The sequence below is a fragment of the Cryobacterium sp. TMT1-2-1 genome, assembly GCF_004403955.1.
GTDB classification, from domain to species: Bacteria; Actinomycetota; Actinomycetes; order Actinomycetales; family Microbacteriaceae; genus Cryobacterium; species Cryobacterium psychrotolerans.
In genome coordinates, this window is sequence record NZ_SOHC01000017.1 from 8,535 (window position 1) to 32,816 (window position 24,282).

General features: G+C 69.3%; 21 protein-coding genes. 20 read left to right on the forward strand and 1 reads right to left on the reverse strand.

Annotated features, from left to right (window positions below):
• Positions 1–5 precede the first annotated feature (5 nt).
• The 17 genes from E3T33_RS02305 to E3T33_RS02385 all read left to right on the forward strand — a co-directional run bounded on the left by E3T33_RS02305 (position 6) and on the right by E3T33_RS02385 (position 20,528).
• On the forward strand, positions 6–1,550 hold the full coding sequence (locus E3T33_RS02305; RefSeq protein WP_134574652.1) for a UDP-N-acetylmuramoyl-L-alanyl-D-glutamate--2,6-diaminopimelate ligase: 1,545 nt from the start codon (positions 6–8) through the stop codon (positions 1,548–1,550).
• Positions 1,550–2,962 carry a UDP-N-acetylmuramoyl-tripeptide--D-alanyl-D-alanine ligase gene (gene murF, locus E3T33_RS02310; protein WP_134574653.1) on the forward strand — a complete coding sequence of 471 codons (1,413 nt, stop codon included), beginning with the start codon at positions 1,550–1,552 and terminating at the stop codon, positions 2,960–2,962. Before E3T33_RS02305 ends, murF begins: the two co-directional genes overlap by 1 nt.
• Positions 2,959–4,050: a phospho-N-acetylmuramoyl-pentapeptide-transferase gene (mraY, locus tag E3T33_RS02315; RefSeq protein ID WP_092321540.1), complete on the forward strand. Its 1,092-nt coding sequence runs from the start codon at positions 2,959–2,961 to the stop codon at positions 4,048–4,050. The genes murF and mraY overlap by 4 nt, the downstream gene beginning before the upstream one ends.
• The gene (murD, locus tag E3T33_RS02320) at positions 4,035–5,618 is read left to right on the forward strand and encodes a UDP-N-acetylmuramoyl-L-alanine--D-glutamate ligase (RefSeq protein WP_092321541.1); all 1,584 of its coding nucleotides are present in this window, start codon (positions 4,035–4,037) and stop codon (positions 5,616–5,618) included. The genes mraY and murD overlap by 16 nt, the downstream gene beginning before the upstream one ends.
• Positions 5,587–6,939 (forward strand): putative lipid II flippase FtsW, encoded by a 1,353-nt coding sequence (ftsW, locus tag E3T33_RS02325; protein ID WP_092321542.1) that lies wholly within the window; start codon positions 5,587–5,589, stop codon positions 6,937–6,939. The genes murD and ftsW overlap by 32 nt, the downstream gene beginning before the upstream one ends.
• Positions 6,936–8,003 carry a UDP-N-acetylglucosamine--N-acetylmuramyl-(pentapeptide) pyrophosphoryl-undecaprenol N-acetylglucosamine transferase gene (locus E3T33_RS02330; protein WP_092321543.1) on the forward strand — a complete coding sequence of 356 codons (1,068 nt, stop codon included), beginning with the start codon at positions 6,936–6,938 and terminating at the stop codon, positions 8,001–8,003. Before ftsW ends, E3T33_RS02330 begins: the two co-directional genes overlap by 4 nt.
• 132 nt (positions 8,004–8,135) lie before the next feature.
• On the forward strand, positions 8,136–9,533 hold the full coding sequence (gene murC / locus E3T33_RS02335; RefSeq protein WP_092321544.1) for a UDP-N-acetylmuramate--L-alanine ligase: 1,398 nt from the start codon (positions 8,136–8,138) through the stop codon (positions 9,531–9,533).
• Positions 9,534–9,729: 196 nt separating this feature from the next.
• Complete coding sequence (locus E3T33_RS02340) at positions 9,730–10,608, forward strand: FtsQ-type POTRA domain-containing protein (RefSeq protein WP_166784371.1); 879 nt, start codon at positions 9,730–9,732, stop codon at positions 10,606–10,608.
• 245 nt (positions 10,609–10,853) lie between these two features.
• Positions 10,854–12,137: a cell division protein FtsZ gene (gene ftsZ / locus E3T33_RS02345; protein ID WP_241982798.1), complete on the forward strand. Its 1,284-nt coding sequence runs from the start codon at positions 10,854–10,856 to the stop codon at positions 12,135–12,137.
• 45 nt (positions 12,138–12,182) lie between these two features.
• Positions 12,183–12,878: a YggS family pyridoxal phosphate-dependent enzyme gene (locus tag E3T33_RS02350; RefSeq protein WP_134574654.1), complete on the forward strand. Its 696-nt coding sequence runs from the start codon at positions 12,183–12,185 to the stop codon at positions 12,876–12,878.
• A 36-nt stretch (positions 12,879–12,914) separates the two neighbouring features.
• Positions 12,915–13,400 carry a cell division protein SepF gene (gene sepF / locus E3T33_RS02355; protein ID WP_092321547.1) on the forward strand — a complete coding sequence of 162 codons (486 nt, stop codon included), beginning with the start codon at positions 12,915–12,917 and terminating at the stop codon, positions 13,398–13,400.
• A gap of 25 nt (positions 13,401–13,425) precedes the next feature.
• Complete coding sequence (locus E3T33_RS02360) at positions 13,426–13,725, forward strand: YggT family protein (RefSeq protein ID WP_092321548.1); 300 nt, start codon at positions 13,426–13,428, stop codon at positions 13,723–13,725.
• Positions 13,726–13,824: 99 nt separating this feature from the next.
• Positions 13,825–14,475: a DivIVA domain-containing protein gene (locus tag E3T33_RS02365; protein ID WP_092321549.1), complete on the forward strand. Its 651-nt coding sequence runs from the start codon at positions 13,825–13,827 to the stop codon at positions 14,473–14,475.
• Positions 14,465–15,079, forward strand: a complete 615-nt coding sequence (gene lspA / locus E3T33_RS02370; RefSeq protein ID WP_174775313.1) for a signal peptidase II — start codon at positions 14,465–14,467, stop codon at positions 15,077–15,079. The genes E3T33_RS02365 and lspA overlap by 11 nt, the downstream gene beginning before the upstream one ends.
• Before the next feature lie 8 nt (positions 15,080–15,087).
• Positions 15,088–16,008, forward strand: coding sequence for an RluA family pseudouridine synthase (locus E3T33_RS02375; RefSeq protein WP_134475215.1), 921 nt, complete (start codon positions 15,088–15,090; stop codon positions 16,006–16,008).
• An 80-nt stretch (positions 16,009–16,088) separates the two neighbouring features.
• Complete coding sequence (dnaE, locus tag E3T33_RS02380) at positions 16,089–19,586, forward strand: DNA polymerase III subunit alpha (RefSeq protein ID WP_256332679.1); 3,498 nt, start codon at positions 16,089–16,091, stop codon at positions 19,584–19,586.
• A gap of 162 nt (positions 19,587–19,748) precedes the next feature.
• Positions 19,749–20,528 carry a lysophospholipid acyltransferase family protein gene (locus E3T33_RS02385; RefSeq protein ID WP_241977118.1) on the forward strand — a complete coding sequence of 260 codons (780 nt, stop codon included), beginning with the start codon at positions 19,749–19,751 and terminating at the stop codon, positions 20,526–20,528.
• Positions 20,529–20,620: 92 nt separating this feature from the next.
• Here E3T33_RS02385 and E3T33_RS02390 read toward each other — a convergent pair whose 3' ends face one another.
• Positions 20,621–21,178: a flavin reductase family protein gene (locus tag E3T33_RS02390; protein WP_092321554.1), complete on the reverse strand. Its 558-nt coding sequence runs from the start codon at positions 21,176–21,178 to the stop codon at positions 20,621–20,623.
• An 81-nt stretch (positions 21,179–21,259) separates the two neighbouring features.
• Between E3T33_RS02390 and hisD the strand changes: the two genes are divergently transcribed.
• Genes hisD through E3T33_RS02405 form a run of 3 tightly spaced genes read left to right on the forward strand, consistent with a single transcriptional unit; the run spans position 21,260 to position 24,140 of the window.
• A complete protein-coding gene (hisD, locus tag E3T33_RS02395; RefSeq protein WP_092321555.1) occupies positions 21,260–22,570 on the forward strand; it encodes a histidinol dehydrogenase in 1,311 nt (436 codons plus the stop codon).
• Between the two features lie 47 nt (positions 22,571–22,617).
• Positions 22,618–23,103 (forward strand): transcriptional regulator NrdR, encoded by a 486-nt coding sequence (nrdR, locus tag E3T33_RS02400; protein WP_092321556.1) that lies wholly within the window; start codon positions 22,618–22,620, stop codon positions 23,101–23,103.
• Between the two features lie 5 nt (positions 23,104–23,108).
• Positions 23,109–24,140 (forward strand): quinone-dependent dihydroorotate dehydrogenase, encoded by a 1,032-nt coding sequence (locus E3T33_RS02405; RefSeq protein ID WP_092321557.1) that lies wholly within the window; start codon positions 23,109–23,111, stop codon positions 24,138–24,140.
• Positions 24,141–24,282: the final 142 nt, after the last annotated feature.

A 24,282-nucleotide genomic window follows, 5' to 3' on the forward strand; every position in this document is an offset into this window, starting at 1 on the left:
GCCCCGTGACCGAACTGTCGCCCTCGGCGCTCCGTCCTCAGCATCCCATCTCCCGCTCCCTGTCCGGCCTCGTCGACGACTTCGGGCTCGAGCTGCGCGGTGACATCGACGGACTCGAAGTGACCGGCGTGAGCCTGAGCTCGAGCACCGTCCAGCCCGGCGACCTGTACGTCGGCGTGCCCGGCCAAAACAGCCACGGCGCATCCTTTGCCCAGGGCGCCCGTGAAGCCGGCGCCGTCGCCATCCTCACCGACGCCGCCGGCGCGGTCATCGCGGCAGGAAGCGGCCTGCCCGTGCTCGTGACCCCGGATGCCCGGGCCGCGCTCGGCTCCGTCGCCGCGTGGATCTACCGCACCGCCGAGAACCCCGCAACGCTCTTCGCGGTCACCGGGACCAACGGCAAGACCAGCGTCGTCTACCTGCTCTTCGCGATCCTGAACCAGCTCGGAATCGTCGCCGGCCTCACCTCGACCGCCGAACGGCGGATCGGTGACCTCGCCGTGACCAGCGCGCTGACAACCCCCGAAGCCAGCGAGTTGCACGCCCTGCTCGCCAGGATGCGCGAGGCCGAGGTGCGTGCCGTCGCGATCGAAGTCTCCGCCCAGGCGCTCAGCCGCCACCGGATCGACGGGCTCGTCTTCGACGTCGCCGGGTTCACCAACCTGAGCCACGACCACCTCGACGACTACGAGGTCATGGAGGACTACTTCCAGGCCAAGTTCGCACTCTTCGAGCCCGACCGGTCCCGTCGCGCCGTGGTGACGGTCGACTCCGACTGGGGCCGGCGCATCGTCCACGACTGCCGCATCCCGGTGACGACCCTCACCACGACGCCGGACATCGACGCCGACTGGCGCATGTTCGTGATCGAGGAAACGGCCCTGTACACGCAGTTCGCGCTGGAAGGCCCGGAGGGTCGTCGCCTGGAAACCCGCGTGCCCCTGCTCGGCTGGTACATGGCCGCCAACGCGGCCCTGGCCATCGTGATGCTCGTCGAATCCGGCTACGACCTCGAAGCCATCGCACACACGCTGGACCGGGACGGCGGCATCGCCGCGTACATTCCCGGGCGCGCCGAGCGCATCTCCGGCGACCGCGGCCCGCTCGTCTACATCGACTACGGGCACACCCCCGACGCCTTCCTCAACACCCTCGACGCGATCCGGAAGACCACCGACGGCCGGCTGATCATGGTGTTCGGCGCCGACGGCGATCGCGACACCACCAAACGTGCCGACATGGGCGCCATCGCCGCCCGCGGCGCGGACGTCGTCGTCGTGACCGACTTCCACCCGCGCTTCGAAGACCCGGCCGCCATCCGCGCCACCCTGCTCGAGGCGGCACGAGCCGCGGTTCCTGACGGGGAGTTCCACGAGGTCCCCGACCCCCGGGCGGCCTTCCGCGCCGCACTGGCCCTCGCGAAGGAGGGCGACGTCATCCTCTACGCCGGCCCCGGCCACGAGGACTACCACGAGGTCGCCGGCGTCAAGATCCCCTACTCCGCGCGGGAAGACTCCCGCCAGGCGCTGCGCGACGCCGGGTGGCTCTGATGATCGCCCTCAGCCTGGCCGAGATCGCCCGGGCCGTCTCGGGTGAGCTTCGCCTCGACGGCAGCACGCTCACCGCCGGATCGGTCATCACCGGGCCCGTGCACACCGACTCCCGCGGCGTGGAGCCCGGTGCGATCTTCGTCGCCAAACCCGGCGAGGTCACCGACGGACATCTCTTCGCGCCCACCGCGGTGGAGCGGGGGGCCGACCTCCTGATCGTCGAGCGGCACCTGGACCTGCCCGTCGCCCAGGTCATCGTGCCGGATGTCGTCGTCGCGCTCGGCGCGCTGGCCGCCGAGGTGGTGACCCGCGTCCGCGCGCGTGGCCGGCTGAAGATCGTCGGCGTGACCGGCTCCAACGGCAAGACCACGACGAAGAACCTCCTGCGTGCGGTACTCGAGCGGGTCGGCCCGACCGTCGCGGCGCGCGGATCCTTCAACAACTGGGTCGGCGCACCGATGACCATGCTCGACCTCAGCGAAGAGACCAGGTTCCTCGTCGTCGAGATGGGTGCCAGCGGTACCGGATCCATCGCACGGCTCACGCGGCTGGCCCGGCCCGATATCGGCATCGTGCTCAACGTCGGCCTCGCCCACGCCGGCGAGTTCGGCGGCATCGAGGCGACTACCGACACCAAGGCCGAAATGGTCACCGATCTGGTCGAGACGGATCTCGCCGTGCTGAATGCCGACGACCCTCGCGTCGCCGGCATGGCCGCGAAGACCCGCGCCGAGGTCGTCTGGTTCGGCCAGGGCGATGCGGCCGCGGTGCGCGCGAGCGACGTGCAGGCCACCAGGAGCGGCACCACGTTCGTGCTCCGCCTGGCCTCCGGTGAGAGCCGGACCGTGTCGTTCCGGGTGCTGGGCGAGCACCACGTGACGAACGCGCTGGCCGCGGCGGCCGCCGCCGAGCGACTCGGAGTGGGAATCGACGACATCGTGGCGGGCCTCGAATCCGTGGCCAGGGCCGAACGCTGGCGGATGGAAGTCCTCGGCGGACGTGACGGCGTGACGATCATCAACGACGCGTACAACGCCAGCCCCGACTCGATGACCGCCGCACTCAAGACACTCGCCCAGATCAGGGAGCCCGGGATGCGCACGGTTGCGGTGCTCGGCGAGATGGCCGAACTCGGCGAACTGTCGGGGGAGGAGCACGACCGGATCGGACTGCTCGCGGTCAGGCTGAACATCTCCCAGCTCATCGTCGTGGGCGCCGCAGCACGCCGGATGCACATCAGCACCATCAACGAGGGCTCGTGGGACGGCGAGTCGGCATTCGTCGACACGCCAGACGCGGCCTTCGAATTGTTGCGCGACTCACTCCAACCGGGGGACACTGTGCTCGTGAAGTCTTCGAACTCCGCGGGCCTGCGCTTTCTGGGCGATCGACTGGGAGACCTGTTTTCATGAGAGCGCTACTGATCGCCGGAGCCATGTCGCTCGCGTTCACCCTCTTCCTCACCCCCTTGTTCATTCGCTTGTTCAAGAAGCTGGGCTGGGGACAGTTCATCCGCGACGACGGTCCGAAGAGCCACCACGCCAAGCGCGGCACGGCCACCATGGGCGGCATCATCGTCATCCTGGGCGTGCTGATCAGCTTCTTCTCGGCCAAGCTGATGGTCGGGGAACCGATCACCGCCTCGCCGCTGCTTGTGCTGTTCATGATGGTGGGCCTCGGCCTGGTCGGCTTCGTGGACGATTTCCTCAAGACGCGCAACCAGAGGAGCCTCGGGCTCGGCGGCTGGGCGAAGATCACCGGCCAGGTGCTCGTGGCCGGCGTGTTCGCCTACCTGTCGTTGCAGTTCCCCAACCGCCAGGGGCTGACCCCGGCGTCCACGCACATCTCGTTCATCCGCGACACGCCGCTGGACTTCATGGCCCTCGGGGCGATCGTCGGCACCGCGCTCTTCGTGCTCTGGATCTGCCTCATCGTCGCGGCCACCTCCAACAGCGTCAACGTGACCGACGGCCTCGACGGCCTGGCGACCGGTTCCTCGATTCTCGCGATCGGTTCCTTCGTCGTGATCGGCTTCTGGCAGTTCAACCAGTCCTGCTTCGGCGGCGCCGACGCGGCCGACCAGTACCGGTGCTACGAGATCCGCGACCCGCTCGACCTGGCCGTCGTCTCCGCCGCGATCGTCGGCGGCCTGATCGGCTTCCTCTGGTGGAACACCTCCCCGGCCAAGATCTTCCTCGGCGACACCGGTTCGCTCGCGATCGGCGGCGCCATCGCGGCCCTGGCCGTGCTCAGCCGCACCGAGCTGCTGCTGATCCTGATCGGCGGCCTGTTCGTGATCGAATCCGGGTCCGTGATCGTGCAGCGCGTCTTCTTCAAGCTCACCCGCGGCAAGCGCATCTTCCTGATGAGCCCGATCCACCACCACTTCGAGCTCAAGGGCTGGGCCGAGGTGACCGTCGTCGTGCGCTTCTGGATCATCGGCGGGCTGCTCGTGGCCGCAGGCGTCGGCTCGTTCTACCTCGAATGGCTGGCGCGCTAGTGCCGCAAGGCCCTGCCCTCCCTGATCCTGACCGCTCCGTTCCCGCCGATCCGGTGCGTGACAGGCTCGATGCGCTGACCAGCTGGCACGCCGACTGGGCCGGGCTGCGCGTGGCCGTCTACGGCCTCGGTGTCACCGGCTTCGCGGCCGCGGACACACTCGCCGAACTCGGCGCCGACGTGCTCGTGGTGGCCGGAGCGGCGCCCGACGAGCGCGCCCGGCTCCTGGACGTGCTCGGCGTCGCGCTGGTGCAGGCCGAACTCGACACCCCGCCGGCCGAACTCCTCGAGCACCGGCCGGAGCTCATCGTCGTGTCGCCCGGCTTCCATCCCGACCACGCGCTGCTGCTCTGGGCAGCGGAAACGGGCATCCCGGTCTGGGGCGACATCGAACTGGCCTGGCGCCTGCGCGACAAGGTGGGCGCTCCCGCCGAGTGGATCCTCGTCACCGGCACCAACGGCAAGACCACGACCGTTCAACTCACCGCGACCATGCTCGCCGCGGCCGGCCGCCGCGCCGCGCCGTGCGGCAACATCGGTGTGCCCGTGCTCGACGCCATCCGGGACCCGCAGGGCTGGGACGTTCTCGTCGTCGAGCTCTCCAGCTACCAGCTGCACCACCTGCCGCGCACCGGACCGGGCGCCCTGGTGCCGTGGGCGAGCGTGTGCCTCAACGTCGCGGACGACCACCTCGACTGGCACGGCTCCGCGGCCGCGTACCGCGACGCGAAGGCGAAGGTCTACGCGAACACCCGGGTCGCCTGCGTGTACAACAAGGCCGACGACGCCACCCTCGCCATGGTCGAGGACGCCGATGTGCAGGAGGGTGCGCGGGCGATCGGCTTCGGCCTGGGCGTGCCCGGGCCCAGCGACGTCGGCATCGTCGAGGGGATCCTCTGCGACCGCGCCTTCCTCGAGGACCGCTTCGACCGTGCGGTGGAGCTGACCACGGTGACCGCGCTGGCTGCCGCCGGGCTGGATGCGCCGCACGTCGTCGCCAACATCCTGGCCGCCAGCGCCCTGGCCCGCTCATTCGGGGTTTCCCCGGAGACGATCGGCGCGGCCCTGGGGGCCTTCCGCCTCGACGCGCACCGGATCGAGCTCGTCGCCACGGCGGGACGCATTCGCTGGATCGATGACTCCAAGGCGACCAACGCGCACGCCGCCGACGCCTCTCTGCGGGCCTTCGACTCCGTGGTCTGGCTCGTCGGCGGACTGCTCAAGGGCGTCGACGTGGACGAACTGGTCAGCAGCCACGTTGCGCGTCTGCGGGCCGCCATCATCATCGGTGTCGACCGGGTCGCCCTGCGTGAGGCATTCGCGCGACACGCGCCCGAACTGCCGGTCATCGAGATCGACGCGGTTGACACTGGACAGGTCATGCCGAACGCTGTCCGGGTGGCGGCGGACCTGGCCGAGGCCGGCGACGTCGTGCTCCTGGCCCCGGCGGCCGCCTCGATGGACCAGTTCGCCGACTATGCGGAGCGTGGACGATTGTTTGCGAGAGCCGTTCGAGACCACGTGGGAGGCGAGCCGGATGACGAATCCACCCAGGACCCGGGCGCCTAGAGCCGACCGACCGCAGCAGCCGCAACGGCAGCCGCAGCGGTCCCAGCCGCAGCAGTCCCAGCCGCAGCAGTACGCGCAGCAGCTCAGCCAGCACCAGCGCAACCAGCAGCGGCAGCAGGCTGGGCGACCGGCCTCCTCGCCGCCCGAGCCGGCCACGGCCGGGGCCAGCGCGCGGATCACCCTGGGCCGGGTCTTCCGGGCCGAGTCCGCGAACTACCTGCTCCTGCTCGGCACGACCCTGTTCCTCGTCATCTTCGGCCTGGTCATGGTGCTCTCCTCCTCGTCGGTGGATTCGTACCTCGAAAACGCCGGGTTCTTCGGCGGGCTCCTGCGCCAGGGCATCTTCGCCCTGGTCGGACTGCCGATGATGCTCCTCGTCAGCCGGCTTTCGGTGAAATTCTGGCAGCGCGTCGCCTGGCCGGCCCTGCTCGTCGCCTGCTTCCTGCAGGGCCTCGTCGTGTTCACCCCCCTCGGTTACGAGATTGCCGGCAACACGAACTGGCTCACCCTCGGCGGCTTCCAGTTCCAGCCCTCCGAGGTGATCAAGGTGGCCCTGGTCATCTGGCTCGGCGTGATCCTCGGCAAGAAGGAGGGCAAGCTCGACGACTGGCGGCATGTGCTCATCCCGGTCTTCGGCGTCGGCGGCGGAGCCGTGCTCCTGGTGCTCATCGGCGGCGACCTCGGCACGGTCATGATCATGGCCGGCATCCTGTTCGGCGCCCTGTTCTTCGCGGGCGTGCGGCTGCGCCTGCTCGTGCTGCCCCTCCTGGCCGGAGCCGTCGTCGCCGTCGTGGTGGCGCTGTCCAGCTCGAACCGGATGACCCGGATCCTCAGCTTCATGGGCTCCGGGTGTGACGAGCAGCAGGGCGCGATCTCCGCCGCCTGCTGGCAGCCGCTGCACGGCACCTGGGCGCTGGCCAACGGCGGCATCCTCGGCGTCGGCCTCGGCAACTCGAAGGCCAAATGGTCGTGGCTGCCCGCGGCGGACAACGACTACATCTTCGCGATCATCGGTGAGGAACTCGGCCTCATCGGGGCGATCGTCGTGCTTGGGATGTTCATCCTCCTGGCCTTTGCTTTCCTGCGGATCATGCGCGCGAGCACCAGCCTGCAGGTGAAGGTCAGCACGGCGGCCGTTCTCGTCTGGATCATCGGCCAGGCCCTGGTCAACATCGGCGTCGTGCTCGGGGTCTTCCCCGTGCTGGGCGTCCCGCTCCCGCTCATCTCCGCCGGCGGCACCGCCCTGCTCACCACCCTGCTCGCCATCGGAGTTGTGCTCTCCTTTGCCCGAGGCGACCACACGGAGGCAGAAGCCCAGTGACCACGTACCTCCTCGCCGGCGGCGGCACCGCCGGCCACGTTAACCCGCTGCTCGCCGTCGCCGACGCGATTCACCAGAGCGAGCCGGATGCCACGGTGCTCGTGCTCGGCACGAGCGAGGGCCTCGAGTCCCGCCTCGTGCCGGCCCGGGGCTATGAACTCGTCATTGTTCCGCGGCTGCCCTTTCCCCGGCGCCCGAACCGGCAGGCGCTGACCTTCCTGCCGCGGCTGGGCCGAGCCGTGCGCCAGGTCGCCGACGTGATCGGGTCCCGAAACGTCGACGTGGTCGTCGGATTCGGCGGTTACGTCTCCACGCCGGCCTACCTCGCCGCCCGGCGTGCCGGCGTGCCCATCGTCATTCACGAGGCCAACGCCCGGCCGGGCCTCGCGAACAAGCTCGGCGCGCGCTACACCCACCATGTCGGGGTGGCGTTCCCCGGCACACCGATCCGGCACGCCCACTTCGTCGGGATGCCCCTCCGCCCCGAAATCGAGCACCTCGACCGGCCCGCGGTGAGGCCGGAAGCGCTGGCGTTCTTCGGCCTCTCCGCGGACCGGCCCACCCTGCTCGTCACCGGCGGCTCCCTGGGCGCCCGGAGCCTGAACAGCACGGTCCTGGACTCGGCGGAGGCGCTGATCGGCGCCGGCTGGCAGGTGCTGCACATCACGGGGGAGAAGTCCGAGGTCGGCGACCCGCAGCTGGACCACTACCGCATGGTCCGCTATTGCGACCGGATGGATCTCGCCCTCTCCGCCGCGGACTTCGCCGTGTCCCGCGCGGGATCGGCGACGGTCAGCGAACTGGCCGCTCTCGGCATCCCGGCGGTCTACGTGCCGTACCCGGTCGGCAACGGCGAGCAGCGGTTCAACGCCGCCGACGTGGTCCGCGCCGGCGGCGGGATCCTCGTCGACGACGCGGATTTCCAGCCGTACTGGGTGCTCCGCGAACTCGTGCCCGTGCTGGCGGACTCGGAACGCGTGCAGGCCATGGGCCGGGCCGCGGCATCCGTGGGCGTGCTGGACGGGTCGGCCCGCATGCTCGAGCTGATCCGCCGCGCCCGGTGACCCCTGGCCCCGTGACCCGCGAGACCGTGCCGACCCGAGCCAATCCGTCATTCGGCGCCGGCGGCGCGTAACGTTGACCCAGCACCTGTTTGTCACCCGGCACCCGCCGACCCACCGAGAAGAGCCCAGACCGTGATTGAACCCGACCTCACCCTCACCGTTCCCGACGAGCTCGGCGCGGTGCACTTCGTGGGCATCGGCGGCTCCGGCATGAGCGGAATCGCCCGCCTGTTCCTAGCCGCGGGTCACACCGTCACCGGCTCCGACCTGCGCGAATCCGACAACGTGCTCGCCCTGCGCGAGCTGGGCGCACGCATCAGTATCGGGCACGACGCAGCGAACCTGGGCGACGCCGACACGCTCGTCGTCACCGGCGCCCTCTGGCAGGACAACCCGGAATACGTGCTCGCCCGCGAGCGGGGCATCCCGGTCCTGCACCGCTCCCAGGCCCTGGCCTGGCTGATCAGGTCACACCGGCTGGTCAGCGTGGCCGGCGCACACGGCAAGACCACCTCCACCGGAATGATCGTCACCGGCCTGCTCGGACTCGGCCAGGACCCGAGCTTCGTCAACGGCGGCGTGATCGAATCGCTGGGCGTCAGCGCGGCCAGCGGCGCCGACGACCTCTTCGTCGTCGAGGCCGACGAGTCGGACGGCTCGTTCCTGCTCTACGACACCGCCGTCGCGCTGATCACGAACGTCGACCCCGACCACCTCGACCACTACGGGTCGCTCGAGGCCTTCGAGGCCGCCTTCGTCGAATTCGCCCGCAACGCCTCCGAGCTCGTGGTCATCTCCTCCGACGATCCCGGCGCGGTGCACGTGACGACCAGGCTGGCCGACAAGAAGCTGATCACGTTCGGTGAGGACGCCGGCTCGGACGTCCGGGTACATACCATCGGCACCGTCGGCCCCGTGAGCTTCACCGTGCACTGGGCGGGCCGGGACTACTCCACCACTCTTCGGGTTCCCGGCAAGCACAACGCCATCAACGCGGCGGGCGCCTTCGCCGTGCTCGTCGGCCTGGGCTTAGACCCGGCGGCGTCCCTCGAAGCCATTTCCGCGTTCGGCGGCACCCAGCGCCGGTTCGAGCTGCACGGAACGGTTCGGGGTGTGAGCGTCTACGACGACTACGCCCACCACCCCACCGAGGTGGCTGCCGCGCTCTCCGCCGCCCGCACCGTCGTCGGCCCCGGGCGCATCATCGCCGTGCACCAGCCCCACCTCTACAGCCGCACCCGGATGTTCGCCCAGGAATTCGCCGACACGCTCGAAAAGCACGCCGACCAGACCATCGTGCTCGACGTCTACGGCGCCCGCGAAGACCCGGAGCCCGGCGTGACCGGAGCGCTCGTGTCCGGGCGCTTCCGCGACCCGGCCCACGTCGCCTTCATCCCGGACTGGCAGGACGCCGCCGACTACGTCGCCTCGATCGCCCGGGAGGGCGACTTCGTCGTCACGCTCGGCTGCGGCGACGTCTACCGGATCGTGCCGCAGGTGCTCGAGTCCCTCGGCCGGGCGCGCGAATGACGCGCGACCGGGCATGAAGCGGCCCCAGGGCTTCGAACACCGCCCCGCGCCACTCCCGCCGGCCGTTCCGGGCCGCCCGGCGCGCCCCGGGGCATCCGGGTCGAAATCCACGCCGAAAGCCACGCCGAAATCAGCGGAGCCCTCTTCCCGGGACGCCGCGCAGACGGAGCCGATCAGAACCCAGCCGGGCGAACCGGTGCCCGCCCCTGCCTTGCTCGCCCCCGTGTTCCCGCTGCGGCGAACCGATGAGGCCGGGGAGACGGCGAACCCGCAGCCCGCCCCTGGACTCAGCCCCGGATTCACCCCCGTCCTCACCCCGGCCGCTGCGCGCAGCCGCTTGCGTGGCGCCCGGCGCGCGCGGAAGCAGTACGAACGCGAGGAGGTGCGCCGGTTCACCGGGCGCTCCCGGCGTCGGCGCACGACCTGGCTGGTCTCCCTCGGCACGCTCGCCGCGCTCATTGCCTTCGTCGTCGCCGGCGCCTACTCGCCCCTGATGGCCCTGCGCACGATCGAGGTCGTCGGGGCGAACCGGGTCCCCGCCGACCAGGTGCGGGCGGCACTGGAAGGCCAGCTCGGCACCCCGCTGCCCCTCGTCGACCTCACCGCCGTCCGAGACGACCTCTCCCGGTTCCGGCTCATTCGAAGCTACGCCGTCGAAAGCCGCCCGCCCGGCACGATCGTCGTGCGCATCGTCGAACGCGAACCGATCGGCGTCATCCCGTCCGACTCGGGCTTCGATCTCGTCGACGCGGCCGGAGTCGTGATCGAGAGCGGCGACGAGCCCCAGGACGGCTACCCGGCCATCACGGCCGAGGTCGGCAGCTCGGGCTTCACGGCCGCCGCGGCCGTCGTCGAGTCCTTGCCGGCCGGCATCCGCACCCAGCTCACGACGGTCGCTGCCGCCACGAAGGACGACGTCACCCTGACCCTGGACGGCGGGGCTCGCGTCGTGTGGGGGAGTGTCGAGGAGTCCGACTACAAGGCGGTCGTGCTCGGCGCGCTGATGGTCGAGCACCCGGTCGGCGAGGTGGATGAATACGATGTGTCCTCACCCGACAGTGCAGTCCTCCGCTGACTGGTCGCTGCCCCGTCAATGCTCCGTGGCTGACCCGTCGCCGACCCGTCGCTGACCCGTCGCTGACCCGCCGCGGCGCGCCGGCCCGGCGGCCGTCTCGAGGCAATTGTGACCGATTCTTCGCGACACGCGGGGCGCGTCCCCGGACGTGGCCTGCGCGCGCTTACCTTCGGAATTAGGAATTGCATACTCAGCATAACTTTAAGCCTCCACTAGAGGTTTAGGGTTCCACCCGGAGGCCGGACGTGTCAAACAATCAGAACTATCTAGCCGTAATCAAGGTTGTCGGTATCGGCGGTGGCGGTGTCAATGCCGTCAACCGCATGATCGAACTTGGCCTCCGCGGAGTCGAGTTCATTGCCATCAACACGGATGCCCAGGCGCTGCTGATGAGCGACGCCGACGTGAAGCTCGACGTCGGCCGTGACCTCACCCGCGGCCTCGGCGCCGGAGCAGACCCCGAGGTAGGCCGTCGCGCTGCCGAGGACCACGCAGAGGAAATCGAAGAGGCCCTTGCCGGGGCGGACATGGTCTTCGTCACCGCCGGAGAGGGTGGCGGAACCGGCACCGGTGGCGCCCCCGTCGTCGCCCGCATCGCCAAATCCATCGGCGCACTCACCATCGGTGTCGTCACGAAACCGTTCGGCTTCGAGGGCAAGCGGCGCCAGGCCCAGGCCGAGACCGGCGTCGCCTCGCTCAAGAACGAGGTCGACACGCTCATCGTCGTGCCGAACGACCGCCTGCTGGAAATCAGCGACCGCGGCATCAGCATGCTCGAGGCCTTCGCGACCGCCGACCAGGTTCTCCTTGCCGGCGTGCAGGGCATCACCGACCTGATCACCACCCCCGGCCTGATCAACCTCGACTTCGCCGACGTCAAGTCGGTCATGCAGGGTGCCGGCTCGGCACTGATGGGCATCGGCTCGGCCCGCGGCGCCGACCGTGCGATCAAGGCGGCCGAGCTGGCCGTCGCCTCCCCGCTGCTCGAAGCATCCATCGACGGCGCGCACGGCGTGCTCCTCTCGATCCAGGGTGGCTCCAACCTCGGTATCTTCGAGATCAACGACGCCGCGCGCCTCGTGCAGGAAGCCGTGCACCCCGAAGCCAACATCATCTTCGGTGCCGTCATCGACGACACCCTGGGCGACGAGGTGCGGGTCACCGTCATCGCGGCCGGCTTCGACGGCGGAGAGCCGGGCGCCAAGCCGGTCGAGGTCCGCCGTGCCGACCTGGTAGCCGCGGGCATCGCCGCCGGCAGCGCCTCGAGCGGGGCGTCGACCACAGGCGCACTGTCCTCCGGTTCGGGGCAGTCCGGTTCGGGGCAGTCCGGTTCGGGGCAGTCCGGTTCGGGACAGTCCGGAACGGGACAGTCCGGTTCTGGTCAGTCCGGTTCGGGACAGTACGTCGAGGAGCACACCGGTTCGTCGGTCTGGTCCAGCGGCGAGCCGGCACCGGGCGGGGCAGTCGCGGCCGACCCGGCGTTCGAAGACGAGGCCGACGACCTCGACATCCCCGATTTCCTCAAGTAGCGAGAGCCGGGACGAGTAGCGAGAGCGGGGGCGGGGCGGTCGACCATGAGTGAGCCTGTGATTCCAGCGCCGGCTCCGTTGGCCGACCGTCTCGCCGCCGTGCGCGCCGGTGTCGCCGACGCCGCGGCGGCGGCCGGACGGTCCTCGGACGAGATCACGACGATTGTCGTGACCAAGTTCCACCCGGCTTCCCTGATCGAAGAACTGGCCGCCCTGGGCGTGCGGGATTTCGGGGAAAGCCGGCACCAGGAGGCCCAGGCGAAGTCCGCCGAACTGGCGCACCTGGGCCTCACCTGGCACTTCGTCGGCCAGGTGCAGGGCAAGAAGGCGAGGCAGGTACGGGCCTACGCCGACGTGATCCATTCCCTGGACCGCGAGTCGCTGGCTGCCGCCCTGGCGTCGGAAGAATCCACCGTGGACTGCTTCGTCCAGGTCAACCTCACCGAGGATCCGGCGCGCGGCGGAGTGGCCCCCGCGCTGCTCGAACCGCTCGTGGGTCGGGTCCTCGAGACCCCGGGCATCCGTCTGCTGGGACTGATGGCCGTCGCGCCGCTCGGGGCGGAACCACGCCGGTCCTACGCTCGCGTGCGCGAGCTGGGGGACCAGGTTCGGCGATTGGCCCCGGAGGCGCGATTCCTCTCGATGGGGATGTCCTCGGACTACGTCGACGCGTTAGTCGAAGGGGCGACACACCTACGAATTGGCACCGCAATCACCGGGAAACGCCCGGAGCACGGTTAATCTCAAAGATGAAGCATCACCAACACGGAGGTCGAGATGTCCAACCCGCTCAAGAAAACCATGGTCTACCTGGGTCTGGCAGACGAAGAGCTGGAGTATGAGGCGCCGGCCGCGGCCAACGTCTCTGCCGTTCCCACCCCGTCTTCGCAGAAAACCAGCGGTCAGAACCCGGCCGGGCGCGCCCCGGTGACGCCCCTGCGCAAGACCTCCACCCCCAAGAATGTGGCTGCATCCGAAATGAATGAAATCCTCACCGTTCACCCGCGCCAGTACCGCGACGCCCAGGTGATCGCCGAATCCTTCCGCGACGGCATCCCCGTCATCATCAACCTGTCCCAGATGAGCGACGCTGACGCCCGCCGCCTGATCGACTTCGCGAGCGGACTCTCCCAGGGCCTGTACGGCAAGATCGAGCGGGTCACGGCCAAGGTCTTCCTGCTGTCACCGTCGCATGTCGTCGTCTCCGGCGACCACGACGATGAGGGAGCCGACGCCGAGGCGTCCTTCTTCGCGCAGTCGTAGTCCCGACGCCCCGTAGTATCGAAGAGTGTTATCCCTGCTGGCCGGCATCGCCTACTTCCTTCTCCTGCTCTATTTCTTCGTTCTCTGGGGTCGGTTCATCGTCGACCTCGTGCGCGGCGTCAACCGGGGCTGGCGCCCCCACGGTTTCCTCCTCGTGCTCGTGGAACTCGTCTACACACTCACTGACCCGCCGCTCAAGTTCTTCCGCCGCGTGGTGCCGTCCCTGCGCGTCGGGCCGATCGCCTTCGACTTCGGCTGGAGCCTCACCATGCTCTGCACGATCATCGGAATGACGATTGCGGCGTGGCTGCGCGGAATCGGATAGGCCCCCCAACTGCGGGATGTATCCTTGACCAGTGACGCTGCTAGCGTTACCTGAACGTTTTCTTTTCAATTCACAACCTAGTTCTAAGGGTGGAAAGCCATGGCGCTAACTCCGGAAGATGTAGTCAACAAGCGGTTCCAGTCGACCAAGTTCCGTGAGGGATACGACCAGGATGAGGTCGATGACTTCCTCGATGAGGTCGTCGTCGAACTGCGCCGCCTCACCAAGGAAAACGAGGAGCTCCGGGCTCAGCTCGGAGCCGACGGGGCCGCAGCGCCCACCAAGGTCGCCGAGACCGTGGCCGAAGCCGCACCGGAGCCGGTTGCCGTGCCCGAGCCGGTCAAGGCAGCCGTCGTTCCCGTCGCTGCTCCCGTGGTCGATTCGACCGACGAGACGGCCGGCACCACGAACCTGCTCCAGCTGGCTCGCCGCCTGCACGAGGAGCACGTGAAGGAAGGCGCCGAGAAGCGCGACGCCTTGATCGCCGAGGGCCACGCCACGGCCGCCCGCGTGATCGCCGAGTCCGAGGCGAAGCAGCGCGCCCAGATCAACGTCCTCGAGAAGGAGCGTTCCACGCTCGAGAGCAAGATCGAAGAGCTGCGCACGTTCGAGCGCGAGTACCGCCAGAAGCTGAAGAGCTACATTGAGGGCCAGTTGCGCGACCTCGACGCCACCTCGCCGGTTGGTGCCGGAGTCGGCAGCGACGCAGGCAACGCTCCGAAGTCGAGCTTCCAGGGCTTTGGCGCGTAGCTCAACAGCGAAGGTCAGCTTCCGCGCCCTACTCGTCCTGGCCGTTGTTGCGCTGGGCGTGTACGCGCTTGATCAAATCAGTAAGTTCCTCGTTGTCACCAACCTGACCGAGGGTGATGTTGTCCGGGTTCTGGACGATGTGCTGCAACTGCACTTCGTCCGGAACCCGGGCGCTGCATTTTCCCTCGCCAGCGGCATGACCTGGATTTTCTCCATCATCGCCACCGGCGTCGTCGTCTTCATCGTCTGGTTCGCCGGCCGCATCCGTTCGGTCGCCTGGTCGGTCGTCTTCGGACTGCTGCTCGGCGGAGTCCTCGGAAACCTGACCGACCGTCTGCTCCGTGAGCCCGGCTTCGGGGTGGGACACGTCGTCGACTTCATCTCGACCCCGTGGATGATCCCGGCCATCTACAACGTGGCGGACATGTCCATCGTCGTCAGCATGGGAATCTTCATGATCCTGACCATCCGGGGCATCGGCCTCGACGGTGTGCGCACGCCCGCCGCGGCGGGTAAGGACGCACCCGCAGAGGATTCCTCGTCGAAGGCGGATTCCACCGCCGACGGTCTCGTCGGTCCAGCTCCCACAGAGAGTGCACTCTAGCCACCACGATGGAAACCCGCTCACTTCCCCTCCCGGACGGCCTCGACGGCGTCCGCGTCGACGCCGGCATCGCCCGCCTCCTCGGTTTCCCGCGCACCTTCGCGGCCGAGGTCGCCGAGGGCGGCGGCGTCACCCTCGACGGCGTCACGGTCGGCAAGTCCGACCGGCTGCGTGCCGGCGGCTGGCTCGAGGTCAGCTGGCAGCCCAAGGAGGCCGTCCGGATCGTGCCGATCCCGGTACCCGACCTGACGATCGTGCACGACGACGAGAGCATCGTCGTCGTCAACAAACCGGTCGGCGTCGCCGCCCACCCGAGCGTCGGCTGGACCGGGCCGACGGTGCTCGGCGCGCTCTCCGCCGCCGGGTACCGGATCGCGACCTCCGGCGCGGCCGAGCGCGCGGGCATCGTGCATCGCCTCGACGTCGGCACGAGCGGCCTGATGGTCGTTGCCAAGTCGGAGGCGGCCTACACGGCGCTGAAGCGTGCCTTCCACGACCGCGAGGTGGAGAAGATCTACCACGCCGTCGTGCAGGGCCACCCCGACCCGCTCAGCGGCACGATCGAAGGCCCGATCGGGCGCCACCCGCGCTCCGACTGGAAATTCGCCGTGGTCGAGGGCGGCAAGCATTCGGTGACGCACTACGAGACGCTCGAGGCCTTCCCTTCCGCGTCGCTGCTCGAGGTGCACCTGGAGACGGGCCGCACCCACCAGATCCGGGTGCACATGGCCGCTCAGCGGCATCCGTGCGTCGGCGACGCCATGTACGGGGCCGACCCGTCCATTTCGGCCAGGCTCGGGCTCACCCGGCAGTGGCTGCACGCCACCCAGCTGGCCTTCTCCCACCCCGACTCCCGGGAATGGGTCACGTTCACCGCGCCCTACCCGGACGACCTGGCACACGCCCTCTCTGTCCTCCGTGGCGATTAGGCTGGACAACCACCACCACCCACGAATTCGGAGCAGTTTTGGCGCCTCAGGGTAATTCGGGAGGCGCGAACGACTCGTTCGTGCACCTCCACGTGCACAGCGAGTACTCGATGCTCGACGGCGCCGCGCGGGTGAAACCGCTGATCGAGGCGGCCGTGGAGCAGGGGATGCCCGCGGTCGCGATCACCGACCACGGCAACGTCTTCGGCGCCTTCGATTTCTGGCGCACGGCCACCGAGGCGGGGATCAAGCCGATCATCGGGACCGAGGCGTACATCACGCCGGGCACCGACCGGCGCGACAAGACCCGGGTGAAGTGGGGCACCGGCGCCCAGAACCGTGACGACGTCGGCGGCAGCGGCGCGTACACGCACATGACCCTGCTCTCGGAGAACACGGAGGGCATGCACAACCTGTTCCGGCTCTCCTCGCGGGCGTCGCTCGAGGGGTATTACTTCAAACCCCGCATGGACCGGGAGATGCTCAGCCAGCATTCCGCCGGCCTCATCGGCACCACCGGCTGCGCCGGCGGCGAGGTGCAGACCCGGCTCCGTCTCGGGCAGTACGAGGAGGCGAAGAAGGCGGCGTCGGACTACCGCGACATCTTCGGACGCGAGAATTTCTTCTGCGAAATCATGGACCACGGCATTGACGTGGAGCGGCGCACCATGAGTGACCTGCTGCGGCTCGCCAAGGAGCTCGGCCTGCCGCTCGTGGCCACGAACGACCTGCACTACACCCACGCCCATGACGCGACCGCCCACGCGGCGCTGCTCTGCGTGCAGTCCGCGTCGACCCTCGACGACCCCAACCGGTTCAAGTTCGACTCCGACGAGTTCTACCTCAAGACCGCCGCGCAGATGCGGCACATCTTCCGGGACAACCCGGAGGCCTGCGACAACACCCTGCTGATCGCCGAACGCTGCGACGTGAAGTTCAACACCCAGGCCAACTACATGCCGCGCTTCCCCGTGCCGGAGGGGGAGGACGAGCAGAGCTGGTTCATCAAGGAAACCGAGGTGGGGCTGCACCAGCGCTACCCGGCCGGCATCCCGGACAACGTGCGCAAGCAGGCCGACTACGAGGTCGGCGTCATCCTGCAGATGGGCTTCCCCGGCTACTTCCTCGTCGTGGCGGATTTCATCACCTGGTCGCGGAAGAACGGCATCCGGGTGGGCCCCGGCCGCGGCTCCGGCGCCGGCTCGATGGTCGCCTACGCGATGGGCATCACCGACCTCGACCCGCTGCGCCACGGCCTCATCTTCGAGCGGTTCCTCAACCCCGACCGCGTCTCCATGCCCGACTTCGACGTCGACTTCGACGAGCGCCGCCGCGGCGAGGTCATCCGCTACGTCACCGAGAAGTACGGCGACGAGCGGGTGGCGCAGATCGTCACCTACGGCACGATCAAGGCCAAGCAGGCGCTCAAGGACTCCTCACGGGTGCTCGGCTTCCCGTTCGGGATGGGCGACAAGCTCACCAAGGCGATGCCGCCGGCGATCATGGGCAAGGACGTGCCGCTGACGGGCATGTTCGACAAGGACCACCCCCGCTACCGGGAGGCCGGCGACTTCCGGGCCGTGATCGAATCCGACCCGGAGGCCCGTACCGTCTTCGACACGGCCCTCGGCCTGGAGAACCTCAAGCGCCAGTGGGGCGTGCACGCGGCCGGCGTGATCATGTCCTCCGACCCTTTGATCGACATCATCCCGATCATGAAGCGTGAGGTCGACGGCCAGGTCGTCACCCAGTTCGACTACCCGGCCTGCGAGGCCCTCGGGCTGATCAAGATGGACTTCCTCGGGCTGCGCAACCTGACCATCATCGACGACACCCTCGACAACATCGAGGTGAACCGCGGCCACCGCCCCATCCTCGAGGACCTCGAGCTCGACGACACGCTCGCCTACGAGCTGCTCGCCCGCGGCGACACGCTCGGCGTCTTCCAGCTCGACGGCGGGCCGATGCGTTCGCTCCTGCGGCTGATGAAACCCGACAATTTCGAGGACATCTCCGCCGTCATCGCGCTGTACCGGCCGGGCCCGATGGGCGCGAACTCGCACACCAACTACGCGCTGCGGAAGACCGGCCAGCAGGAGATCGTGCCGATCCACAAGGAGCTCGAAGAGGCCCTCGTCGATGTGATCGGCAACACCTACGGCCTGATCGTCTACCAGGAGCAGGTGATGTCGATCGCCCAGAAGCTGGCCGGCTTCTCCCTCGGCCAGGCCGACCTGCTGCGGCGCGCGATGGGCAAGAAGAAGAAATCCGAGCTGGACAAGCAGTTCGAGGGCTTCTCCGCCGGCATGACGGCCAACGGGTACTCGATGGATGCCGTGAACACGGTCTGGAACATCCTGCTCCCGTTCTCCGACTACGCGTTCAACAAGGCGCACTCCGCCGCCTACGGGGTGCTGTCCTACTGGACGGCGTACCTCAAGGCGCACTACCCGGCCGAGTACATGGCCGCCCTGCTCACCAGCGTCGGCGACGCCAGGGACAAGCTCGCGCTCTACCTCAACGAGTGCCGCCGGATGGGCATCCAGGTGCTTCCGCCGGACGTGAACGAGTCCATCGGCTTCTTCGCGGCCGTGGGCACCGACATCCGTTTCGGGCTGGGGGCTGTGCGGAACGTGGGCTTCAACGTCGTCGACGCCATCCGCGGCGCCCGCGACGAGAAGGGCCGTTTCGAGTCGTTCCACGACTTCCTGCGCAAGGTGCCGCTCCCGGTGGCCAACAAGCGCACCATCGAGTCGCTGGTCAAGGCCGGCGCGTTCGACTCGCTCGGCGCCACCCGGCGGGCCATGGTCGAGATCCACGAGGGCGCCGTCGAATCGGCCGTGAAGATCAAACGCGACGAAGTGCACGGCATGGTCGGCTTCGACTTCGACAGCCTCTTCGACGACCCGCAGGACACCGAGCAGGTGCCGGAGCGCCCCGAGTGGAGCAAGAAGGAGAAGCTGGCCTTCGAGCGCGACATGCTCGGCCTGTACGTGTCCGACCATCCGCTCGCGGGGCTCGAGATCCCGCTGGCCAAGCACGCCAGCACGACGATCGCCGACCTGATCGCGTCCGAGGCGACCCAGGACGGCGACACCGTCACCGTGGCCGGGCTGATCACGAGCGTGCAGCACCGCACGGCGAAGAAATCCGGCAACCAGTACGGCATGATCCAGGTCGAGGACTTCGGCGGCGAGATCACCGTCATGTTCATGGGTAAGGCCTACCTCGAGTTCACCGCCGACCTCGTCAGCGACTCGATCGTCGTCGTGCGCGGGCGGGTGAGCCTGCGTGACGACGGGATGAACCTGCATGCGTTCAGCCTGCTCAGCCCCGACCTCGGACAGGGCTTCGAGAGCGGACCCCTGGCGATCACCCTGACCGAGGCGCGGGCGACCGCCGACACGGTCAGGGCGCTCGGCGAGGTGCTCACCCGGCACGGCGGCGACTCCGAGGTGCGCCTCAAGCTGGTCAAGGGAGCCTCCGCCCGGGTCTTCGAGCTGCCGCACCAGGTGAAGGTGAGTGCCGACCTGTTCGGCGAGCTGAAGAGCCTCCTCGGGCCCTACTGCCTGAGCTGACCCCGCCCCTCCTCCGCCCCTCCTCCGCCCCTCCTCCGCCCCTCCTCCGCCCCTCCTTACCCCGCTCCCTACCCCGCGAACCTGCAGTTGTGCACGTTATTCGGGGGTCTTAGCGCGCACAACTGCGGTTTCGCGGGATGGGGTTTTGGATAGGATTTGTGGATGAGGATGGCCGAGCCGATGAACATGGGTGAGCCGGTGTACACGGCCGCGATCGGCGTCGGGCGGGCGCTGTTCAGCTCCCTGCGGCTGAAGCCGAAGGTCACCGGGCTGCGCAACCTTCCGGATGCCGGGGGCGCCGTGCTGGCGATCACCCACTTCGGCTACCTCGACTTCGCCCTTGTCGAGTGGATGCTGTGGCACAAGAACCGCCGGCGGATCCGCTTCCTGGCCAAAGAGGCCGTGTTCAAGCAGCCGCTTGCGGGCGCCGTGCTGCGCTCGATGGGCCACATCCCCGTCGACATGAAGGCCGGCGCGGACGCGTATGCGCTGGCGGTCGCCTCCCTGAAATCGGGGGAGTTGCTCGGCGTGTTCCCGGAGGGCGGGGTCAACGCCTCGTTCACGGTGCGCGCCTTGAAGACCGGGACCGTGCGGATGGCGGCGGAGGCCGGCGTCCCCGTGATTCCGGTCGCCGTCTGGGGCGGCCACCGCGTGCTGACCAAGAACCACCAGCCCTCGCTGCGGGAGGCCTTCGCCACGCCGATCCGCTACGCGATCGGCGAACCGATCCGGGTCGACCCGGCGGCCGACCCGACGGAGCAGACCCTGCGCCTGCACGACACGCTGCAGCGGCTCGTCGACTCGCTGCAGACCGACTACCCCGTAGACGGAGCCGGCCAGTGGTGGCAGCCGGAACACCTCGGCGGCACCGCACCCACTCCCGAGGAGGCCGCGGTGGCCGAGGCGGAGCGCCGGCGTCGCCGCGAGGAGCGCGAGCACTAGGCGCGCCTCGACCGTGACAGTCGCGGTCGAGTTCGACCGGCACACCAGGCAATCTCGACCGCAACCGTCGAAGTCGGCGGGTCGAAGGCCGGCTAGACCCGGTCGCCGGGCACCCGGTAGGTGCGCTCGTGGTAGAGCAGGGCCTGGTCGTCCTCACCCATGCCGCCCTCTTCGATCTGCACCACGACCACCGCATTGTTGTGCACCTGGACCCGCTCGATGATGCGCCCCACCATCCACGACGTCACGTCCCTCAGCACCGGGAGGCCGTAGGGGCCGCGGTACCAGTGGTCGCCGTCGAAGCGCTGCTCGTTCGGGCCGGACAGCTTCTCGGCGACCGAGCGATTGCGCACGCCGAGCATGTGGATGACGACGCGGTCATTCTCCATGATCGCCGGCCAGGCGCTGGCCGAACGGGCCATGTTGAACGTCGCCAGGGGCGGGACGGCGGAGAGCGAGGCGAGGGAGGTGGCGGTGAAGCCGACCGGCGTGCCGTCGGTGCGAGCGGAGGTGATCACGGCGACGCCCGAGGCGTGGCGCCGGAACGCGTGCTTGAAGGCGGCCAGGTCGACGGGAGCGTGCGGGTCGCCCTCGAGGGGAGGGATGGCGGCAGGCGGCCGCGGTGGCGGGGGTGAGGTCGTGTCGTTCATACTGCTGCTTCAATCTCCTGGGTGACCACCCTATTCCCGGGCACCGATGGTTCAAGGATAGGGCGGATATGCTGGAGCGCGATGATCCAGACGATTGACCTCCGAGGAACCCGGCCGACGCCGGCCGAACTGCTGGCCGCCGTGCCGCGCGCGCTCACCGACGTGGCGTCCGCCAGCGACATCGCGGCCGACCTGATCGCCGACGTCCGGGCCAGGGGAGAAGCTGCGCTGCTCGACCAGGCAGAGCGCCTCGACCGGGTGCGCCCGGCCCAGGTTCGGGTGCCTGCTGCCCACATCAGTGAGGCGCTGGCCGGGCTCGACCCGCAGGTTCGCACGGCCGTCGAAGAGACCATCACCCGGGTGCGCCGGGCGAGCGCCGCCCAGGTGCCGCCGCGGGTCACGACCGTGATCGCCGAGGGCGCGGAGATCACCCAGCGCTGGCAGCCGGTCGCCCGCGTCGGCCTGTACGTGCCCGGCGGCAAAGCCGTCTACCCGTCGAGCGTGGTCATGAACGTGGTCCCGGCCCAGGTGGCCGGCGTGACCTCGATCGCCCTCGCCTCACCCCCGCAGAGCGACTTCGATGGCCGCGTGCACCCCACCATCCTCGCCGTCGCGGGACTGCTCGGCGTCGAGGAGATCTACGCGATGGGCGGCGCCGGCGCTATCGGGGCGTTCGCGTACGGCGTGCCCGGCATCGGGCTCGACCCGGTGCAACTCGTCACCGGCCCGGGCAACGTCTACGTTGCCGCCGCCAAGAGACTGGTCCGCGGCCAGACCGGCATCGACGCGGAAGCGGGGCCCACCGACATCCTCGTCATCGCCGATGACGCCGCCGACCCCCGGCTCATCGCGGCCGACCTCGTCAGCCAGGCCGAGCACGACGAACTCGCCGCCGCGGTGCTGGTCACGGATTCGCCGGCCCTGGCCGACGCCGTCGCCGCGCGGCTGGCCGAGCTCGCGGCATCCACGGCCCACAGCGCCCGCGTGACCGCGGCCCTCGGCGGCCGGCAGTCCGCGCTGGTCCTCGTCGACGATCTGTCCGCCGCGGCCGCGTTCAGCAACGCGTTCGGCCCGGAGCACCTCGAAATCCAGACCAGCGACCCGGATGCCGTGCTCGGCCTGATCGAGAACGCCGGCGCCATCTTCCTCGGCCCGCACTCGCCGGTCAGCCTGGGCGACTACGCGGCCGGATCCAACCACGTGCTGCCGACCGGAGGCCAGGCCCGGTTCGCTTCCGGACTCGGCGCCTACACATTCCTCCGCCCGCAGCAGGTGGTGCGCTACAGCCGTGAGGCGCTCCAGGCGGTGTCCGGGCACATCCGGGCGCTCTCCGATGCCGAGGCGTTGCCGGCGCACGGGGACGCGGTCGCTGCGCGATTCCCGGGGGAGTGACACCGGGCCTCCGGTCGCCACCGTCGGCACGATAGGCTGGCAACACAATGTTCTGCCCGTTCTGTCGCCACCCCGACTCCCGAGTCATCGACTCGCGCACCAGCGACGACGGGCTTTCGATCCGCCGCCGGCGCCAGTGCCCGGAGTGCGGCCGCCGATTCAGCACCACCGAGACCGCCAGCCTGAACGTGATCAAGCGCAGCGGAGTCGTCGAGCCGTTCAGCCGCGAGAAGATCGTCTCCGGCGTGCGCAAGGCCTGCCAGGGCCGCCCGGTCACCGACTCCGACCTCGCGATGCTCGCGCAGAAGGTCGAGGAAACCGTGCGGCAGACCGGCGCGTCCCAACTCGACGCCAACGACATCGGCCTGGCCATCCTGCCGCCGCTGCGGGAACTTGACGAGGTCGCCTACCTGCGCTTCGCGAGCGTCTACCAGGGCTTCGATTCGCTCGAGGACTTCGAGCAGGCCATCACCCAGCTGCGCCGCGAACACGACGGGCAGGCCTCGGACAAGGCCCCCCTGGCCGAGCTGTAGAGCCCGTGTACCCCCTCTTCTTCCGGCTCGTGCTCACCCGCATCGACCCCGAGCGCGCCCACCACCTCGCCTTCGACGTCATCCGGGCGCTGCCCGCCCTCGGAGTCGGGCGGTTCGTCCGGCGGTTCACCCGGCCGCGCACCGACCTCTCGGTGAGCGCCCTGGGCCTGACCTTCGACTCCCCGTTCGGTCTGGCCGCGGGCTTCGACAAGGACGGCAAGGCCGTCATCGGCCTCGGCCAGCTCGGTTTCGGCCACGTCGAGGTCGGGACCCTGACCGCGATCGCCCAGCCCGGAAACCCGAAGCCGCGACTGTTCCGACTCATTCCGGACCGCGCCGTGATCAACCGCATGGGTTTCAACAATGGGGGCGCGGCCGCCGCCGTGGCGCGCCTGACCCGGGTGCGTGCTACGGCCGGCCGGCCGGTGCTCGGCATCAACATCGGCAAGAGCCGGGTCACGGCGGTCGAGGACGCCACCGCCGACTACCTGGCCAGCACAGCGGCCCTCGCCCCGCTCGCCGACTACCTCGTGGTGAATGTCAGCTCGCCGAACACGCCCGGCCTCCGCGGCCTGCAGGAACTCGACCAGCTCGCCCCGCTGCTGCGGGCAGTCCGCTCCGCGGCCGGCGCAACCCCGCTGCTGGTGAAGATCGCCCCCGACCTCAGCGACGAGGAGGTCACGCGCATCTCCGGGCTGGTCGTCGAGCTGGGACTGGACGGCATCATCGCCACGAACACGACGATCTCCCGTGCCGGGCTGAAGACGGATGCCGCCACCGTTGCCGCGGCCGGTGCCGGCGGTCTCTCCGGGGCGCCGCTGGCGGGGCGCTCCCTGAAGGTGCTTCGGCTCATCCGGGCCACGGTCCCCGCGGGCCTCTGCGTGATCTCCGTCGGCGGGGTCGAAACCCCCGAGCAGGTCGCCGAACGCCTCGAGGCGGGCGCGACCCTCGTGCAGGGTTACACGGCCTTCCTCTACCGCGGTCCGCTCTGGGCGCGTCAGATCAACCGCGGCCTGGACCGACTGCTGCACCCCTGACCGACCCGGCCGTAGCGGCCGGAACAGCAGGCCAGACCAGCCTGCTAGGGCGTGTCTCCTAATCGAATCGTGATTCGTTTGGGAGGGTGGAGGAATGTCGCGTACTGCTCTCCTGACCGATGACCAGTGGGCTCGGATTGAA

Coding starts and splice junctions, on each gene's coding strand:
- murF (WP_134574653.1), top strand. CDS start 1,550: ATGATCGCCCTCAGCCTGGCCGAGATCGCCCGGGCCGTCTCGGGTGAG.
- mraY (WP_092321540.1), top strand. CDS start 2,959: ATGAGAGCGCTACTGATCGCCGGAGCCATGTCGCTCGCGTTCACCCTC.
- murD (WP_092321541.1), top strand. CDS start 4,035: ATGGCTGGCGCGCTAGTGCCGCAAGGCCCTGCCCTCCCTGATCCTGAC.
- ftsW (WP_092321542.1), top strand. CDS start 5,587: ATGACGAATCCACCCAGGACCCGGGCGCCTAGAGCCGACCGACCGCAG.
- E3T33_RS02350 (WP_134574654.1), top strand. CDS start 12,183: ATGAGTGAGCCTGTGATTCCAGCGCCGGCTCCGTTGGCCGACCGTCTC.
- sepF (WP_092321547.1), top strand. CDS start 12,915: ATGTCCAACCCGCTCAAGAAAACCATGGTCTACCTGGGTCTGGCAGAC.
- E3T33_RS02365 (WP_092321549.1), top strand. CDS start 13,825: ATGGCGCTAACTCCGGAAGATGTAGTCAACAAGCGGTTCCAGTCGACC.
- E3T33_RS02375 (WP_134475215.1), top strand. CDS start 15,088: ATGGAAACCCGCTCACTTCCCCTCCCGGACGGCCTCGACGGCGTCCGC.
- E3T33_RS02385 (WP_241977118.1), top strand. CDS start 19,749: ATGAGGATGGCCGAGCCGATGAACATGGGTGAGCCGGTGTACACGGCC.
- E3T33_RS02390 (WP_092321554.1), bottom strand. CDS start 21,178: ATGAACGACACGACCTCACCCCCGCCACCGCGGCCGCCTGCCGCCATC.
- hisD (WP_092321555.1), top strand. CDS start 21,260: ATGATCCAGACGATTGACCTCCGAGGAACCCGGCCGACGCCGGCCGAA.
- nrdR (WP_092321556.1), top strand. CDS start 22,618: ATGTTCTGCCCGTTCTGTCGCCACCCCGACTCCCGAGTCATCGACTCG.